This is a genomic window from Devosia sp. Root685 (genome assembly GCF_001427875.1).
Classification (GTDB): domain Bacteria; phylum Pseudomonadota; class Alphaproteobacteria; order Rhizobiales; family Devosiaceae; genus Devosia.
This window is the reverse complement of record NZ_LMHK01000003.1, coordinates 366,113-381,299: the sequence shown is the minus strand read 5'-3', so window position 1 is coordinate 381,299 and position 15,187 is coordinate 366,113. Positions and strand designations below refer to the sequence as shown.

Sequence of the window (15,187 nt, the reverse complement as noted above, 5' to 3'; positions counted from 1 at the left end):
TCGGCGTCATTCCCGCGAAAGCGGGAATCTCACTGCCAATTTAGGGGGATTCCCGCTTTCGCGGGAATGACGTCGTGTGTGGGCGGCGCTCCTAGCTCCGCTCGAAGCCACGCTTGCGCTCCCAATCGGTGACGCGGCGATCATATTCGAACTGTTCCCAATTGCCCGTGTGCACATAGTGCTCCACCACCTCGGCCCCAAAGGCCTCGGTGAGCATTTTTGAACCCGCCAGTGCCGCCACGGCATCGCGCAAAGTCTTGTGCACCTCACGCAGTTTTTCGCCCGAATAGGCATCGCCCGAAAACGCCGGTTCAAGCACCAGCTTGTCCTCGATGCCCTTCAACCCAGCCGCCAAGAGCGCCGCAAAGGCCAGATAAGGATTGAGATCGGCGCCACCAATCCGGCACTCGACCCGCACCCCCTTGGTGTTTTCCCCGCACAACCTGAACCCCGCCGTGCGATTGTCGCTCGACCAGATCGCCTTGGTCGGGGCAAAGGTGCCGACCTGAAAGCGCTTATAGGAATTGATATAGGGCGCGAGGAAATAGGTGATCTCGCCGGCATAGGTGAGAAGCCCGGCCATGAAGTGCTTCATCAGCGAGGACATGCCCAGCGCATCGCCCTCGTCGACGAACTGGTTTTTCCCGTCCTTCGCCAGCGACATATGGATATGTGCCGAAGACCCGGCGAGGTCATAGGCCCACTTGGCCATGAAGGTAACGGCCTTGCCCTGGCCGAAGGCGATTTCCTTGGTGGCGTTTTTGATCACCACATGCCGATCGGCCATAACAAGCGCCTCGGCATAGCGCACGTTGATTTCTTCCTGGCCCGGCCCCCATTCGCCCTTGGAATTTTCGACCGGAATGCCCGAGGCGTGCAACTGATTGCGCAGCGTGCGCATCACCCCTTCTTCCTTGGTCGTCTGGAAGATGTGGTAGTCCTCGATGTAGTAGCCGGCCGAAGTCAGGTTCTGGTAGCCCTTGTCATGGGCCGAGCGGAACGTCTCGTCGAACAGATAGAATTCGAGCTCGCTGGCGAAATTGGCCGAGAGCCCCATGGCTTCAAGCCGCGCCAGTTGCTTTTTGAGAATGCTGCGCGGCGCGTGCGGAATGGGTTCGTGATGATGGTGATCGACGAGATCGGCCAGCACCAGCGCCGTGCCTTCGAGCCAGGTGCATTTCATCAAGGTGGAAAGGTCAGGCTTCATGACGAAGTCGCCATAGCCCTTGCCCCAATTGGCCGCCGCATAGCCGGGCACCGGCTCCATGTCGATATCGTCGGCGAGCAGATAATTGCAGCCGTGCGTTTCCTCCAGGGCGCCATCGAGGAAGAATTCGGCCTGAAACCGCTTGCCGATCAGCCGCCCCTGCATGTCGGGAAAAGCGACCAGCACCGTATCGATGCGTCCGGCGGCGATGTCTTCACGCAGATTTTCTAGTGAGTAAGTCAAAGTGCCCTCATTCTATTTCCCCAACCACCGCGTCATTCCCGCGAAAGCGGGAATCTCCCTTGCGGGTGAAAGGGTTTCCCGCTTTCGCGGGAATGACGTCGCGATAGGCGGCGCGGAACGTATCCCGCGCCGCTCAGGTTTTAAGCCTTCGGCGCCACGGCCGCGGCCACCGCTGCGTCGCCGCGATGCTCAAGCGCGAACTCTTCTTCAGGCGAGAGGATCAGCTTGTGCCGGCCAACCAGCGCGAAGTAGACGACGCCCACCGCACACCACAGCACGACCCAGATGACACCCTTGTAGAAGTTCGGGTCCTGCAACTGGTAGAACAGCGTCACCGCGGCGATGAGAATCGTCAGCACCGCGCCCGGAATGCCCACCGGCGAGCGGAACGGCCGCTCGATATTGGGCTGGTTGCGCCTGAGGATGATAAAACTCAGTGCCTGCATGATGTAGCTCAGCATGGCGCCGAACACGGCCATATTGAGCAGCACCGAGCCGATGATATCGTCGCCAAGCTGGGTTTCACCCGGCCCACCGCCGCCATTGACGAACCAGATCGAGAGCATGACGACGAGGCCGAGCGCGGCGCCCGAAATCATGGCCAGATGCGGCGTCTTGTATTTTTCATGCGTCACCGAAAGCGCGGACGGAAAATAGCCGGCGCGGCTCAGCGAATAGACCTGACGGCCCTGCGCATAAAGGATGGTGTGGAACGAGGCGATAAGCCCGATCAGCGCCACGACGCCAAAGATCGGCGCAGCGGCATCGCCATAAATGGCGCGGATACCGTCGAGCGCGGGTTCAAGCGAAGACCCCAGCGCAAAGCTGCCGACACCCGGAATGGATGGATTGAGCAGCACAATCAGGAAGGCCGAGAGCAACAGCGTGCAAAAACCGAGCAAAATACCGCGCGGCATGTCCCGCTTGGGATCGACCGATTCTTCAGCCGCCAGCGGCACCTGCTCGATGGCAAGGAAGAGCCACACGGCGAAAGGCAGCGTGGCAAGCACGCCCTGCCAGCCAAACGGGAACCACGATCCATTGCCCTCGGGCAATTCCACCGCCGCACCGTCCGGCCCAACCCCGATATTGAGCGCCCAGCGGCCAAAATCGATGTTTGGAAAGGCGCTGACCCAGAAGAAGGCCAGACCCGCCAGAGAAATGAGCGTAACGACCAGCGTCACTTTGTAGGAAAGCGCCACGCCATAGATATTGAGCGCCAGGAATATGACGAAGAACACCACCCAGAGGAGCGGATACCAGGCCGTATCGAGCCCGGTGATCGAGCCGAAATAGCCCGAAATAAAGGTACAGATCACCGCCGGGGTGAGCACATATTCGACGTTTTCAAAGAGCCCGGTGATGAAACCGCCCCATGGCCCCATCGAGGTTCGCGCGAATGAATAGGCCGCGCCCGTATGCGGCAGTGCCGGGCTCATTTCGGCGATGGATGATACGAGGCCGAGATACATGATGGCGATGATGGCGGCGGCAACCACCATGCCGCCCCAGCCGCCGGTCATGAAGCCAAAGTTCCAACCGGAAAAATGCCCTGAAATCACCGCGCCGACGCCGAGCGCCCAAAGCGACCAGATGCCAGCATAGCGCTGCAGCCCCCGCTTTTCGAAATACGACTTGTCTCGTGTCGCATAAGCGACACTTCCCACCTTCTTGGTATCAGCCATCGTCCCTGTCCCCTTGGTTATGCTGAACCCTGTGTGTCTCGCCTAATGCGTTCGGGCCTGCCGTCGCGCCTCGCGCGCATGTTGCAGGCTCCGCGCGACGAGCCCGGCCCATTGGCCGACCCCTTCGGGCGAGAGAATTTCGTCGTTGCGGATTTCGATCATGGTGGCTTCGAGCCCGCGCCCGTCGCCATGCTTTTCGAGCGTCAGGGTGACCCCATTGAGCGCCGCATAGGGCTCGTTCCAGCCGATATTGAGCTCGGGCCGTTCGGCCGCCATGGCATCGCGGAAGGCGGCAGTAAAACGCTCGTCGCGGCCATGGATGACCCCGATTGGCCAGGGCCGCTTTTTGCCCAGGAACACGGGGGTAAAGGAGTGCATGCAGACGACAAAGGTTTCGACGCCGGCATGGCGGCGCGCTTCGAGCAGAACGTCGATGGCGCCGTGAAAGGGTCGGTGAAACCTGTCGATACGATAGTCCCGCTCTTCAGGGCTGATATTTTCATTGGCGGCAATCCGCGTCCGCTCGGACAGTGTCCAGATCAGGTCCGGCGCGTCGATGGCGCGATTGCAGTCGATGATGAGGCGCGAGACGGTCGATTCCACCAGCGGCGCATCGAGCAGGTCCGAGAGCACCCGGCTGACCGCCAGCGCGCCGGGGTCCCAGGCGATGTGGCTCAGCCGCTCGGTCGCCGAGAGCCCGAGATCGCCATAGCGCTCGGGAATGCGGTTGGACGCATGGTCGCAAAGAATGACGAAGGGCGAAGCCCCCCGCGCATTGGTCACCAGAACCGATTTTTGCGCCTCGCCGTCCACTTTCCCTCTACATAGCCGGTTAACTTCTGTAACAGTAATTCCACAAATCCAACATGTGTCAATCATGAAACGAGAGGTTCAGAAAAGAGATGGAGGGGAAGACGGTTGCCGGACGCATTCACGACCTCGACGAGGGCCTGACCTCGGCCGGCCGCAAGGCGGCGCGCGGGCTCCTGGGCAATTATCCCATGCTGGGCCTTGCGCCCGTCGCTGAGTTCGCCGCGGGGGCCGGCGTCAGCGCGGCGACCATCGTCCGGTTCGTGGCGCAACTGGGCTTCAAGTCCTATCCCGATTTCCAGCGGGCCCTCCGCGAAGAGCTCGAACAGCGCTCCAAATCGCCCTTGCAGCGCGGCGCCATGCTGTCCACCGAGCCGGGCGAAGCGCCGTTCCTTGCAACCTTCCTCGCGCAATCCGCTCAGCGGCTTGAAGAAACCGTCGCGCTGATTTCGCCCGGCGAATTCGAAACCGTCTGCCGCCGCCTCTCGGAAACCAAGCGAAATTGCTACCTCGCCGGCGGCCGTTTCACCGATTTCCTCGCCGGCTATCTCGAAGCCCATTTGCGGCTCGTCCGCCCCGGCATCCGCCGGCTCGATGGCCGCCCGGCCACCTCAGCCGACCAGCTCATCGACGTCAAACCAGGCGATCTCGCCATTCTCTTCGACGTCCGCCGCTACGATCCGGCCATGCTCGACGTGGCCCAGACCCTTTCCCAGCGAAAAGCCCATATCGTCCTCATCACCGACGAATGGCTCAGCCCCATAGCCCGCCACGCCCGCTATTGCCTCCCCTGCAGCACCCAAACCGGACGAACATGGGACGCCAACGCCGCGATCCTCGGCGTCGTCGAAGCGATCATCGCGCGGGTGACCGAACTGAGCTGGGAAACGGCCAGCGAGCGCATTGGGGCGCTGGAGGGGGAGTAGGGATCACGTACTGGTCCGAAAACACCAATTATTTGCATCCCGACCGCCAGTATTCTTGTCGTTTTTTTCTATTGATTATAGACATTTCTCCGCACGAATCCAAAAACACCCATCAGAGCACAATATGTTCAGATCGCTGATAGCATTGACCTGCACATTTGCGATGGTCTCCAGTGTTTCTGCCAATGAGTGCCCCGACGGCCATTTCGACAGCATCTTGGCGGTAAAGACCTGGAAAGCCGATCAATTGGACAGCCAATGGACACGCGTACGGGCCACATTGGAAAACGTGTCTGGGGAAAAGATTGACACTGCCATCGGTCGACTTTTCGTAAAAGGATCTCCAAGGTCGGCTTACGATACCGTGGGAATGGTGATCGTGGAAAGAAGCCTGCAGCCAGGCGAGGAGCTCACGATTGAAGTGCAAGGGACCAATCAAGACTACCTTGCAAACGGCGATAGGGCTGGTCTGCACTTGTATGTCTGCATTCAATCCATGAACCGCTAACCAAATATGGGCTGGTCCTTCTAAAGCCTTGGGCCAGTCCCCTTGGACAGCTAACCATCCCCCTGTGATCGCCCCAATTTTCTGATACCCAGATGCGCAGGAGGCCCCAATGCGCATTATCGATACCCATCTTCACCTCATCTATCCCGACCGCCTCTCCTATCCCTGGCTTGGCAACGCCCCCGCCATCAACAAGCCCTGGACCGCGGATGCCTATTGGGCCGAGGCCAAACCGCTCGGCATTGAGGCCGCCCTCCACATGGAAGTCGATGTCGCCGAAGCCGATATTCTGCCTGAGACCGAGTTCGTTCTCACACTTCCCGGCATCACCGGCGCCATCGCCGCCTGCCGCCCCGAACATCCCGATTTTCCGGCCCAGCTCGAAAAATTGCTCGCCATAGGCAACGGCCGCATCAAAGGCCTCCGCCGCATTCTCCACGAAGTGCCGGACACTGTCAGCGCCCCAGACCTTTTCGCCGAAAACCTGCGCCGCCTCGCCCAGCACGACCTCACCTTCGACCTATGCCTCCGCGCCGACCAACTGCACCTGGGCGTGGCGCTGGCCCAAAAAATTCCCGAGGTGACCTTCATCCTCGACCATTGCGGCAATCCCGATATCAATGGCATCGGCCTCGACCCATGGCGGCAGCGCCTCAAAGAGATCGCCGCCCTCCCCAATGTCATGGGCAAAGTCTCGGGCATCGTGAACCATTGCGATCCCGATTGGACGCCGGAAACCCTCCGTCCCTATGTCGAACATGTCATCGAGAGCTTTGGCTGGGATCGCGTCGTCTGGGGTTCGGACCATCCGGTCGTGACCAAGACCGGCTCGTTGACCCGCTGGGTCGAGGCCACCCGCGAAATCGTCGCGGACGAAACCCCGGAAAACCAGGAAAAGCTGTTTTTCCGCAATGCCGAGCGCATCTATCGGCTCGCCTAATCGTTTGGCGCTATAACAAATTGTATTGCAGCCCCTCCAAGTGCGTGAGACTCTGCCATGGAGGAATTGGGGAGAATTTTCATGGCAGAGAGTGCTGATCGCATCGCGGTCTCCACCTGGTCGTTGCATCGCCTGTTGGGCACGACCTATCCGCATGATCTGACCACCACCGCCATCGGAGCGGGCGAGGACACCTATGGCGAAGGCACCGAGTCCCTGCTCGGCCTGCCCTCGGTCTTGGCCAATCATGGCTACCATCGGCTCGAAGTGGTTTCTTTCCACATGCGCAGCCGCGATTCCATCTATCTCGCCGAACTCAAAGACCAGCTTGCTCGCGCCGAAGTGAGGCTACAGACCCTGCTTATCGATGCCGGCGACATCACCCTTCCCGAATATGGCAGCCGCGACGAAGCCTGGATTGCCGGCTGGATCGAGGTTGCCAATGAGCTGGGCGCGGAAAATGCCCGCATCATCGCCGGCAAGCAGAAACCGACCAAGGTCAATATCGACCGCTCGGTTGCAGCACTCAAACGCCTGGCGGCCAGCAATGCCGGTTCTTCCGTCCGCCTCGTGACCGAAAACTGGTTCGACCTGCTTTCGACCCCAGCAACCGTCCACGAAGTGCTCGATCGGCTCGAAGGCAAGGTCGGCCTTCTCGGCGATTTCGGCAATTGGACTGGCGATACCAAATACGAAGATCTCGCCGCGATCTTCACCCGCGCCGAACTGTGCCACGCCAAAGCCAGCTTCGTCGCCGGCCAGCTCGACGAGGCCGATTATGGCGCCTGCGTCGGCGCCGCCGAAGAGGCGGGCTACACGGGGCCCTATACGCTGATCTTTGACGCCGAGCAGCCGCACGAATGGGCCGGTCTGGCGCTGGAGCGCGATTTCATCCTCTCGCTGATCGAGACATGAGAGCATGAGCCTGGCGCGGGCAGCGCAACGGCGCGCGATCCGGTCCCGGCGTGCCCCGCATGCCGTGCCGGTGCTGTCGCGCCTTGCCGAAATAGCGCCGGTCGGCATGCTGGTCACCGGGCTCGACGGGGCGGTGCGCTATCTCAATCCCGCCTTCACCCGCCTTCTCGGCCACACCTTGGAGATCGGCCAAAGCCTTGATGGCTTCAGCCTTATTCATCCCGACGATACCGGTGCCGCGCGGCAACATCTGGTGCGCCTGGCCCGGGGCGAAAGCGCGCATTATCGCGGCGAACATCGCCTCCGCCATGCCGATGGACATCCGATCTGGGTCATGTTGGCGGGTGCCCTGTCGAGCGACGAGGATGGGCATCCAGATTGCCTCGTCCTGCAAGTCACCAGCATCGAGTTGCAAAAGCGCGCCGAAGAGGCCCTGGTCTATTCGGAAAACCGCTGGAACTACGCGCTCGAAGGCGCGCGGCAAGGCGTCTGGGACCACGATATCCGCACGGATACGATGTTTTATTCGCGCATGTGGCGAAAGATGCGCGGCATCCCGGTCGATGAAGAGGTCGATGGCGACCAGCAGAAATGGTTCGAGCGCATCCATCCCGACGATCTCCCGACCGTCATGGCCAATGTGCACCGGCAGGATCAGGGCGATGATAGTCTAGACGCGCTCGAATATCGCGAACGGACCCGCGAGGGCAATTATATCTGGATTTTGAGCCGTGGCCGGCCGGTCGAATGGGACGAGAACGGGGAGCCCCTGCGCACCATCGGCACCGATACCGATATTACCTATTTGAAGACCATCGAGCAGGAACTGGCGGCCGAAAAGGAACTCTTGCGCGTCACCCTCGAAGCCGTTGCCGATGGCATGATTGCCACTGATGCTGAGGGAAAGGTGACCTTCATCAACCCGGCCGCCGAGCGCTTTACCGGCTTTTCCGCCGATGAGGCCCGAGGCCTCTTTGCCGAAGCCGTCTTTCCCCTGCGCCATGCCCATTCGGACGAGGCGGCGCCCTGCCCGGCCATTGCCTGCCTGACCCATCGGCAGGCCATAGAGGTAGAAGACGAGGTTGTCCTCGTCGCGCGCGACGGACAGGCGCGCGATATTCGCTGCTCCGCCTCGCCTGTCATCATGCCTGATGGCACGGTATCGGGTGCGGTGCTGGTGTTTCAGGACATTACCCAGAGCCGGGCGCTACAGCGCCAGCTCGTCCATTCGGCCAGCCACGACGTGCTGACGGGCCTGCCCAACCGCGCCGCCTTTGACCGGGCCATGAGCCTTGCCATGGGATCGGCCCGCGATGGGCAGCGGCAGCATTGCCTGCTCTATGTCGATCTCGACCGCTTCAAGCCGGTCAATGACACGGCCGGCCACGCAGCCGGCGACGCGCTTCTCAAACAGGTCGCCGAAACCATTCGCGGCGCCTGTCGCGGCCATGATCTGGCCGCCCGTCTCGGGGGCGACGAATTTGCGGTGCTGCTCGAGGATTGTCCGCTCGCCTCTGGCCGCAAGGTCGCCGAAAAGATCGTGCGGGCCATCGGCGCCCTCGCCTTTTCCTGGAACGGCCGCCTCTACCGGATCGGCGCCAGCGTCGGTGTCACCGCCATCAAATCGCGCTCGGAATCGGGGCTCGGCTATCTCGGCGAAGCCGATGCCGCCTGCTACGCGGCCAAGGCCGGCGGGCGCGGCCAGGTCGTGTGCTTTGCCGACATGACCGCAGATTTGCGCTAAGTCATTTTCACAGCGAGGGCGCGTAGGTCTCGGCGCAGAGGGCGATAAAACTCTTCATTGCCGCCGATTGCGGGCTCGACTTGCGCCGCGCCACGAGCAATTGGCGCATGGCCCAGCTTTCAGCCAGCGGCGCGCAGACGAGATCGGTTCCGGCAAGCAGGTGCAGGCTCGTCGAGCGCAGGAAGCCGATACCGAACCCGGCCTCGACCATACGCACCAGCGCCGGAAAACTTTCGACCCGCAGCGTTTCGGTCAGCGTCTGCCCCTTGCCGGTCGCGGCTTCGGAAAGCAGCCGGTCAAGTGAGCCGGTATGATGGATCCCAACCATGGCGTAAGGCAGCGCCGCATCGAACGAGATCGCCTTGCGCGGCTCGATCATTTTGGCGAGCGGATGATCGGGCGGCGCCACGACCCAGACCCGCTCGTCTTCGAATGGTTTGATGTCGAAGCGGCCGAAATCATAATTGTCCGAAACAATGGCGACATCGGCCCGGCCTTCATCAAGCGCCAGCAATGCCTTGGCCGCGCCCATTTCGGCGATGGCGATTTCGATGCCGGGAAATTTTTGCGCGTAACGCGCCAAAAGTTCGGGGAGGCGCCCGGTTAGCGCCGAGCCGGTCGAAGCAAGCCGCAGGCTGCCCCGGAGCCCCGAGCCGAATTCGGCCATGACGGCATCGAGATCGGCAATCGAGCGCAGGACGGTGCGGCAGCCTTCGGCATAGGCCTCGCCGGCGCTGGTCAATTTGACCCCTTGCGCCGAGCGGTCGAACAGCACCACGCCAAGCCGCGCTTCGAGATCGGAAACCCGCCGGCTGACGGCCGAAGAAGCGATCCCCTCGCGCTCGGCGGCGCGCCCAATCGAGCCGGTTTCAGCCAAAAGCAGGATAAGTCGCGCGGTTACGCTGTCGAAAGGTGCCATGTCATCTCCCCCCCGGCACCATAGAGGGCAAGCCCGAGAGTTCAAAACGGCTCGGCGCGATTTGCGGCATTTGTTTGTGCGTAAGCCCAGGCACCCCCCTCAGCAGCCCGCGCGACCACCCCAGTAACCCTCATGGTGAGGTGCTTTGCAGAGCAAAGCCTCGAACCACGAGGGTGTGGCACGATGCGTCCCTCAACCCGCCGCCAGCGCCATCAACCCGCGCACCAGATAGAACAGCCCGATCCCGGTGACGATGAGCCGCGTCCATTTGCGGAAATTCTCATCGGTCAGCCGCTGGAGGATGCGATAGCCGACATTGGTGCCAAGAATGGCAAAGGGCGCCGCGATCAGGGCAATGGTCCAGTCACCTACTCCGACGGCCGAGGCGACGATCCCGTAAAAGACGATTTTTGCGCCATGCGAGAGCACCTGCGCCGCCGCCTTGGTGGCGATCACCGTGCGCCGATCCATCTCGGTGCGGATGAAGAAGATGTCGATGGTCGGCCCGGCAACGCCCACCGCCAGATTGAGCCCGGAGCCGAAAAAGCCGCAGAGAAAGCCATGGAGGGGCTTACTGGCATCGAGCGCCAGCCAGTCCTTGGGGATCCATACCAGGATCGGCATCAGCCCCACGGCAAGACAGACGGTGACGAAATCGGGCGTATAGCGCACGACGAACAGCAGCGCCGCCGCTGCCAGCAGCCCGAGGCAAATCGTGCCCAGAATGCGCCAGTCGATATAGTGGCGCGAGAAAATGGCGCGCGAACCATTGGCCACGAGCTGAATCACCCCCTGCACGGCAATGGCCGTCGCCACCGGCAACACGCTCATCAGCGCCGCGAGGAGGATCATGCCCCCGGCCATGCCAAAAATCCCCGAGAGGATCGAGGTACAAAAGGTCGCTAAAGCAATGATGGCGAGAAGCAGTGGGGACATGACACCTGAATGACGGAGGCGAACGCCACCCGCCAGCGCCACTTTGGCAAGGGGGCATGCCGGACCTCAAACCCCTTTGCGGTCCTATTGCGCCGGGCTATCGAGCAATTCGGGATAGATCAGCGCCGAACATTGCCGGTTGTTGGCATCGAGCTTGGCCTGTTGCTCGGCGTCCAGCAGGCCGGAATAGACCCCTTCCCAAAGCCCGTCCCGATCGAGCCCCTCGAGCCCGCACTGGCAATAGGTCGTGCACATCTCGGCCGAGGTGCCGGCGGTCTCGCAGGTCGATTGGCACGAGCGCAGAAAATCCTGCTCGCGCAGCGTATCCTGCGTGCCGAGCAACATCGAGAGTGGCACGATCACCGCCAGCAGCACCGGCTGGTGGATGAGATAAAATGGCAGGCTCCAGCGCCCGAGCCAGGCAAAAGCACGCGGAATTTTCCCGGCCGGCTGGATGGTCGCGAGTTTGGGTAAGAGCGCAGTCTTGCCCAGCCGCGTCACCATAATGCCTGATAGCACCGCCCCGAACCAGGGGAAAACCGGCACGAGGTCATTGGTGACAGGCGGCACGACCCAGAAGCCGAGCCAGGAGAAAATCTTCTCGTCGAACAGCATGTTGGAAAAGAAGAAGGGCGGCAGGATAAAGGCCAAAGCCACGACGGCAACGACCACCACCGGCACGAAGAGGAACGGCAGAGCCATCAGCATGAAGAGCGCAATGGCATGCAGCACGCCGAAATAAACAAAGCTCTCGGGAAAGGCGATCAGCGTGCCAAGCGTAATCGCCAGCGCCCCGCCAAAGGCAAAAAGCCAGCGCCGCCAGAAACTCTTCCAGCGAACGCCCTCGCCATGCCCAAGGGTCAGGCCCACCCCGACCAGAAACAAAAAACTCGCAAGGATCGAGCGGGCAAAAAACACCCAGCGCGGATCAAACCCCACATCGGCGGCCAGAAAGCCAAAATACCAGAGGTCCCAGCAAAAATGATAAACCGCCATGGCCAGAATGGCGACGCCGCGGGCAATATCGATGGCCGGAAGACGGGGGCGTTTAGCAGTTATGTCCGCCATCGCGGCTCCTTGCGTATCCCCCTCCCACTCGCCCCATCAAAAGGGAGCGAAGGAAGAGCGGTTATGATGAGATGGTGCCCCAAACGCGATGCAACACCTCCCCCTTGATGGGGGAGGATGGGAGGGGGTGGAGCCGCCCGCACAAAACGCGGCCCCATATGCTTCAAGCCCCATCATACCCCACCACCACCGCCAAAAACGCCTCGCCATAGCGGTCGAGCTTGCCCTGCCCGACGCCGGGCAGGTTGAGCATATCATGGGGATGGGTCGGCCGCGCCAGCGCCATGGCGCGCAAAGTGGCGTCGTGGAAAATCACATAGGGCGGCACGCCCTGGCTTTTGGCAATTCTGAGCCGCTCCGAACGCAGCGCATCGAAAAGCCCCCGCGCATGTTCGGGAATATCAATCGCCTTCGACAGCTGCCGCCGCACTTCCACGGCCTTCTTCGGCCGATCTTTTCTCAGCGTAACGCCGCGTTCCTTCTTGAACACCGCCCGCGCGCCCTCGCCCAGCGTCAGCGCGCCATGATTGGCGTGATCAACCACGATCAGCCCCATGGCCGTCAATTGTCGCAGCACCGATTGCCAGGCTTTGGCATCGAGTTCGCGCCCCTGGCCAAAAACCGGCTGGTTCTGGTGCCCGAAGCGGGTGACCTTTTCGGTCTCCTTGCCCACCAGCACATCGATCACATGCGCCGCGCCAAAGCGCTGCCCGGTACGAAAGATCGCCGCCAGCGCCTTGATCGCCGCTTCCAGGCCATCCCAGCTTTCGACCGGCGAGCGGCAGGTATCGCAATTGCCGCAATTGCCGGCATGCGCCTCGCCAAAGTGGTTGAGGATGGCCTTGCGCCGGCATTCCGCCGTTTCGCAAACCCCGAGCAGGGCATTGAGCTTGCCGTGTTCGAGGCGCTTCACCTCGTCGGGCGCCCCGCCCTCGTCGATCATGCGCCGGCGCTGCACCACATCGGCCATGCCATAGCTCATCCAGGCGTCCGCCGGCTGCCCATCGCGCCCGGCGCGCCCGGTTTCCTGATAGTAGGCTTCGATGGAAGAGGGCAGATCCATATGCGCTACATAGCGCACATCGGGCTTGTCGATCCCCATGCCGAAGGCCACGGTCGCCACGAGACACAGGCCTTCTTCTTTCAAAAACGCATCCTGATTGGCGCTGCGCACATTGGCCGGCATCCCGGCATGATAGGGTAGCGCCCTGATCCCCTTGCCCGACAGATACTCGGCCATATCCTCGACCTTGGCGCGGCTGAGGCAATAGACGATGCCGCTCTCGCCCTTATGACCGGCGAGGAAATCGAGCAATTGCTCGCGCGGTTTGTCGCGTTCGAGAATGGAATAGGAAATGTTGGGCCGGTCGAACGAGGTGGTAAAAACCTTGGCCTGTTCGAGCCCCAGCCGCTCGATGATATCTTCGCGCGTCGTCGGATCGGCCGTCGCCGTCAGCGCAATGCGCGGCACGCCGGGAAACAGCTCTACGAGGTGGATCAGCTCGCGATATTCCGGCCGGAAATCGTGCCCCCATTGGCTCACGCAGTGCGCCTCGTCGATGGCAAAAAGCGCGATATCGACACCACCGAGCATATTGGCAAAACCCGGTGTCGCCACGCGCTCGGGCGCCACATAGAGGAGGTCCAGTTCCCCGGCCCGCAATTGCCGGCGCACCACGCTCGCTTCTTCCGGCGACAGCGAAGAATTGAGCGCCGCCGCCGCCACCCCGGCCTGCTTCAGCGCCTCGACCTGATCGCGCATCAGCGCAATCAGCGGCGATACCACAATGCCGACGCCCGGGCGGCAAATGGCCGGGATCTGGAAGCACATGCTCTTGCCCGCGCCCGTCGGGAACAACACGACGGCATCGCCTCCGGCAACGATCTGGTCGATGACCTGATCCTGCTGGCCGCGAAAAGCCTTGTGCCCAAAGATATCGCGCAGCACTTCGAGCGGGGTCGGCCGCTCGGCGCGGTGCGGCGAAAACAGATCAATGGAATCGAGCGCTTGCACGCCCCTCTTGAATCACGCTGGCCACCGGCGCGCAACTCACCAATCGGCACTATCACCTAGTGATGCGCGTGATGCTCGGCATTGCGTTTGCGCGTCGCCGCTGCCTTCTTGGCGGAAGCGGACCGGTCAGCCGCCGAACGGCTGGCCGAGGCCTCGCCGCCCTTTTCGCCGCCCTTATGCGCTGCGGGGTGCCCGGTATCCTTGCCGCGGCCGGAGCCCGATTTCTTGCCGCCGCCATCGTCCTTGTTGACCGTGGCCCAGGCGCGGCGCTCGGCCTCGTCCTTGCCCACGCCCTTTTTTTCGTAGCCATCCTCGATGGCCGCGGCCTTGCGTTTCTGCTTGTCGGTATAGGCCGATTTATCGCCCTGGGGCATTTCTGCCTCCTCTCTTCGGAAAATACGAAGGCGTAGCGCGGGTGGGACAAAGGCTCGGCTGCCGTTTCGTTGGCCGGGCGGGAAACCGGAAAAACCTGCCCGTTCCTCATACCACCGCGTCCGGTTGACGCGCGCTACCCTTCGCAGGGAGGGAAACGGGGAGGAGCAAGAGCGGTTGCGCGAGAGGCGATCACAAAGCGTGCCCGATACCGCCCCAACCACCGTCCGACACCTCCCCCTTGATGGGGGAGGATGGGAGGGGGTGCGGGAGCCACGATCCCTGAGGTTGCGAACACCCCTCCCCAGCCCTCCCCATCAAGGGGAGGGTGCCCCATCCAGTTCAAGACTATTTCAGCGGCTTACTCAAATAAGCCGATCCGCGCTCGACAAACCGCCAGGGCGTTTCGACTCCCTTGGTGATGCCGATCCGCAGTCCGGTCGCCACCTGCCGCGGCTCGCTCGCCGCGATGAGCCGAAACGGCGCCTCATCGAGCGCCATGCCATTCTGCCCGAGATCCAGTCCCAGCGCCTCAGCCAGCTTCCCCGGCCCGGAACAAAGCTGCTTGTCGACGACGCCACCCCGCCGCTCATGCATAGCGTCAAAACCCGCCGTCGGCCGCAAGGCCCGGATCAGGATGGCGCTACCCGGCTGACAGACAAAATTGAGACAGAAGTGAATGCCGTAGATCTTATAGATATAAGCATGCCCCGCCGGCCCGAACATGGCCGCATTCCTTGGCGTCGGCCCCCGAAAACTATGCGAAGCCGGGTCGCTCTCGTCATAGGCCTCCACCTCGACGATCTCGCCACCCACCCCGTCAACGAGCAAAGTCGCGCCGATCAGGTCCGGCGCGACCTCAAGCACGGGTCGATCAAAGAAGGCGCGCTCAAGCACCGG

The 15,187-nt window shown here is 62.0% G+C and carries 14 protein-coding genes; 5 read left to right on the top strand and 9 right to left on the bottom strand.

Annotated elements, in window-relative coordinates:
- Window positions 1-91 precede the first annotated feature (91 nt).
- From ASD83_RS16995 to ASD83_RS16985, 3 genes are all read right to left on the bottom strand, one after another.
- Window positions 92-1,450: a glutamine synthetase family protein gene (locus ASD83_RS16995; RefSeq protein WP_056313111.1), complete on the bottom strand. Its 1,359-nt coding sequence runs from the start codon at window positions 1,448-1,450 to the stop codon at window positions 92-94.
- A gap of 140 nt (window positions 1,451-1,590) precedes the next feature.
- Window positions 1,591-3,135, bottom strand: a complete 1,545-nt coding sequence (locus ASD83_RS16990; protein WP_056313110.1) for an amino acid permease — start codon at window positions 3,133-3,135, stop codon at window positions 1,591-1,593.
- Between the two features lie 42 nt (window positions 3,136-3,177).
- Window positions 3,178-3,948 (bottom strand): N-formylglutamate amidohydrolase, encoded by a 771-nt coding sequence (locus ASD83_RS16985; RefSeq protein ID WP_056313109.1) that lies wholly within the window; start codon window positions 3,946-3,948, stop codon window positions 3,178-3,180.
- Between the two features lie 89 nt (window positions 3,949-4,037).
- Between ASD83_RS16985 and ASD83_RS16980 the strand changes: the two genes are divergently transcribed.
- The 5 genes from ASD83_RS16980 to ASD83_RS16960 all read left to right on the top strand — a co-directional run bounded on the left by ASD83_RS16980 (window position 4,038) and on the right by ASD83_RS16960 (window position 8,978).
- Entirely contained in the window at window positions 4,038-4,871 is an 834-nt protein-coding gene (locus tag ASD83_RS16980) for a MurR/RpiR family transcriptional regulator (RefSeq protein WP_056313108.1), read from the top strand.
- A 124-nt stretch (window positions 4,872-4,995) separates the two neighbouring features.
- Entirely contained in the window at window positions 4,996-5,379 is a 384-nt protein-coding gene (locus ASD83_RS16975) for a hypothetical protein (RefSeq protein ID WP_156386022.1), read from the top strand.
- A 109-nt stretch (window positions 5,380-5,488) separates the two neighbouring features.
- Window positions 5,489-6,319 carry an amidohydrolase family protein gene (locus ASD83_RS16970; RefSeq protein WP_056313105.1) on the top strand — a complete coding sequence of 277 codons (831 nt, stop codon included), beginning with the start codon at window positions 5,489-5,491 and terminating at the stop codon, window positions 6,317-6,319.
- A gap of 81 nt (window positions 6,320-6,400) precedes the next feature.
- Window positions 6,401-7,234 carry a sugar phosphate isomerase/epimerase family protein gene (locus ASD83_RS16965; RefSeq protein ID WP_056313360.1) on the top strand — a complete coding sequence of 278 codons (834 nt, stop codon included), beginning with the start codon at window positions 6,401-6,403 and terminating at the stop codon, window positions 7,232-7,234.
- A gap of 4 nt (window positions 7,235-7,238) precedes the next feature.
- Window positions 7,239-8,978, top strand: coding sequence for a PAS domain S-box protein (locus ASD83_RS16960; RefSeq protein ID WP_056313103.1), 1,740 nt, complete (start codon window positions 7,239-7,241; stop codon window positions 8,976-8,978).
- Between the two features lie 7 nt (window positions 8,979-8,985).
- Here ASD83_RS16960 and ASD83_RS16955 read toward each other — a convergent pair whose 3' ends face one another.
- The 6 genes from ASD83_RS16955 to ASD83_RS16930 form a co-directional block, all read right to left on the bottom strand.
- Entirely contained in the window at window positions 8,986-9,897 is a 912-nt protein-coding gene (locus tag ASD83_RS16955; protein ID WP_056313101.1) for a LysR family transcriptional regulator, read from the bottom strand.
- Between the two features lie 192 nt (window positions 9,898-10,089).
- Window positions 10,090-10,833 carry a sulfite exporter TauE/SafE family protein gene (locus ASD83_RS16950; protein WP_056313099.1) on the bottom strand — a complete coding sequence of 248 codons (744 nt, stop codon included), beginning with the start codon at window positions 10,831-10,833 and terminating at the stop codon, window positions 10,090-10,092.
- A gap of 84 nt (window positions 10,834-10,917) precedes the next feature.
- Complete coding sequence (locus tag ASD83_RS16945; protein ID WP_056313097.1) at window positions 10,918-11,901, bottom strand: DUF1624 domain-containing protein; 984 nt, start codon at window positions 11,899-11,901, stop codon at window positions 10,918-10,920.
- A 163-nt stretch (window positions 11,902-12,064) separates the two neighbouring features.
- On the bottom strand, window positions 12,065-13,915 hold the full coding sequence (gene recQ, locus ASD83_RS16940; RefSeq protein WP_056313095.1) for a DNA helicase RecQ: 1,851 nt from the start codon (window positions 13,913-13,915) through the stop codon (window positions 12,065-12,067).
- Window positions 13,916-13,971: 56 nt separating this feature from the next.
- Window positions 13,972-14,289, bottom strand: a complete 318-nt coding sequence (locus ASD83_RS16935; RefSeq protein WP_056313093.1) for a hypothetical protein — start codon at window positions 14,287-14,289, stop codon at window positions 13,972-13,974.
- 346 nt (window positions 14,290-14,635) lie between these two features.
- Window positions 14,636-15,184, bottom strand: a complete 549-nt coding sequence (locus ASD83_RS16930) for a DNA-3-methyladenine glycosylase (protein ID WP_056313091.1) — start codon at window positions 15,182-15,184, stop codon at window positions 14,636-14,638.
- Window positions 15,185-15,187: the final 3 nt, after the last annotated feature.

Excerpts from the sequence above, each read along its gene's own strand:
- ASD83_RS16965 (WP_056313360.1), top strand. The coding sequence starts at position 6,401 with ATGGCAGAGAGTGCTGATCGCATCGCGGTCTCCACCTGGTCGTTGCAT.
- ASD83_RS16950 (WP_056313099.1), bottom strand. The coding sequence starts at position 10,833 with ATGTCCCCACTGCTTCTCGCCATCATTGCTTTAGCGACCTTTTGTACC.
- ASD83_RS16970 (WP_056313105.1), top strand. The coding sequence starts at position 5,489 with ATGCGCATTATCGATACCCATCTTCACCTCATCTATCCCGACCGCCTC.
- ASD83_RS16980 (WP_056313108.1), top strand. The coding sequence starts at position 4,038 with ATGGAGGGGAAGACGGTTGCCGGACGCATTCACGACCTCGACGAGGGC.
- ASD83_RS16935 (WP_056313093.1), bottom strand. The coding sequence starts at position 14,289 with ATGCCCCAGGGCGATAAATCGGCCTATACCGACAAGCAGAAACGCAAG.
- ASD83_RS16945 (WP_056313097.1), bottom strand. The coding sequence starts at position 11,901 with ATGGCGGACATAACTGCTAAACGCCCCCGTCTTCCGGCCATCGATATT.
- ASD83_RS16955 (WP_056313101.1), bottom strand. The coding sequence starts at position 9,897 with ATGGCACCTTTCGACAGCGTAACCGCGCGACTTATCCTGCTTTTGGCT.
- ASD83_RS16975 (WP_156386022.1), top strand. The coding sequence starts at position 4,996 with ATGTTCAGATCGCTGATAGCATTGACCTGCACATTTGCGATGGTCTCC.
- ASD83_RS16990 (WP_056313110.1), bottom strand. The coding sequence starts at position 3,135 with ATGGCTGATACCAAGAAGGTGGGAAGTGTCGCTTATGCGACACGAGAC.
- ASD83_RS16960 (WP_056313103.1), top strand. The coding sequence starts at position 7,239 with ATGAGCCTGGCGCGGGCAGCGCAACGGCGCGCGATCCGGTCCCGGCGT.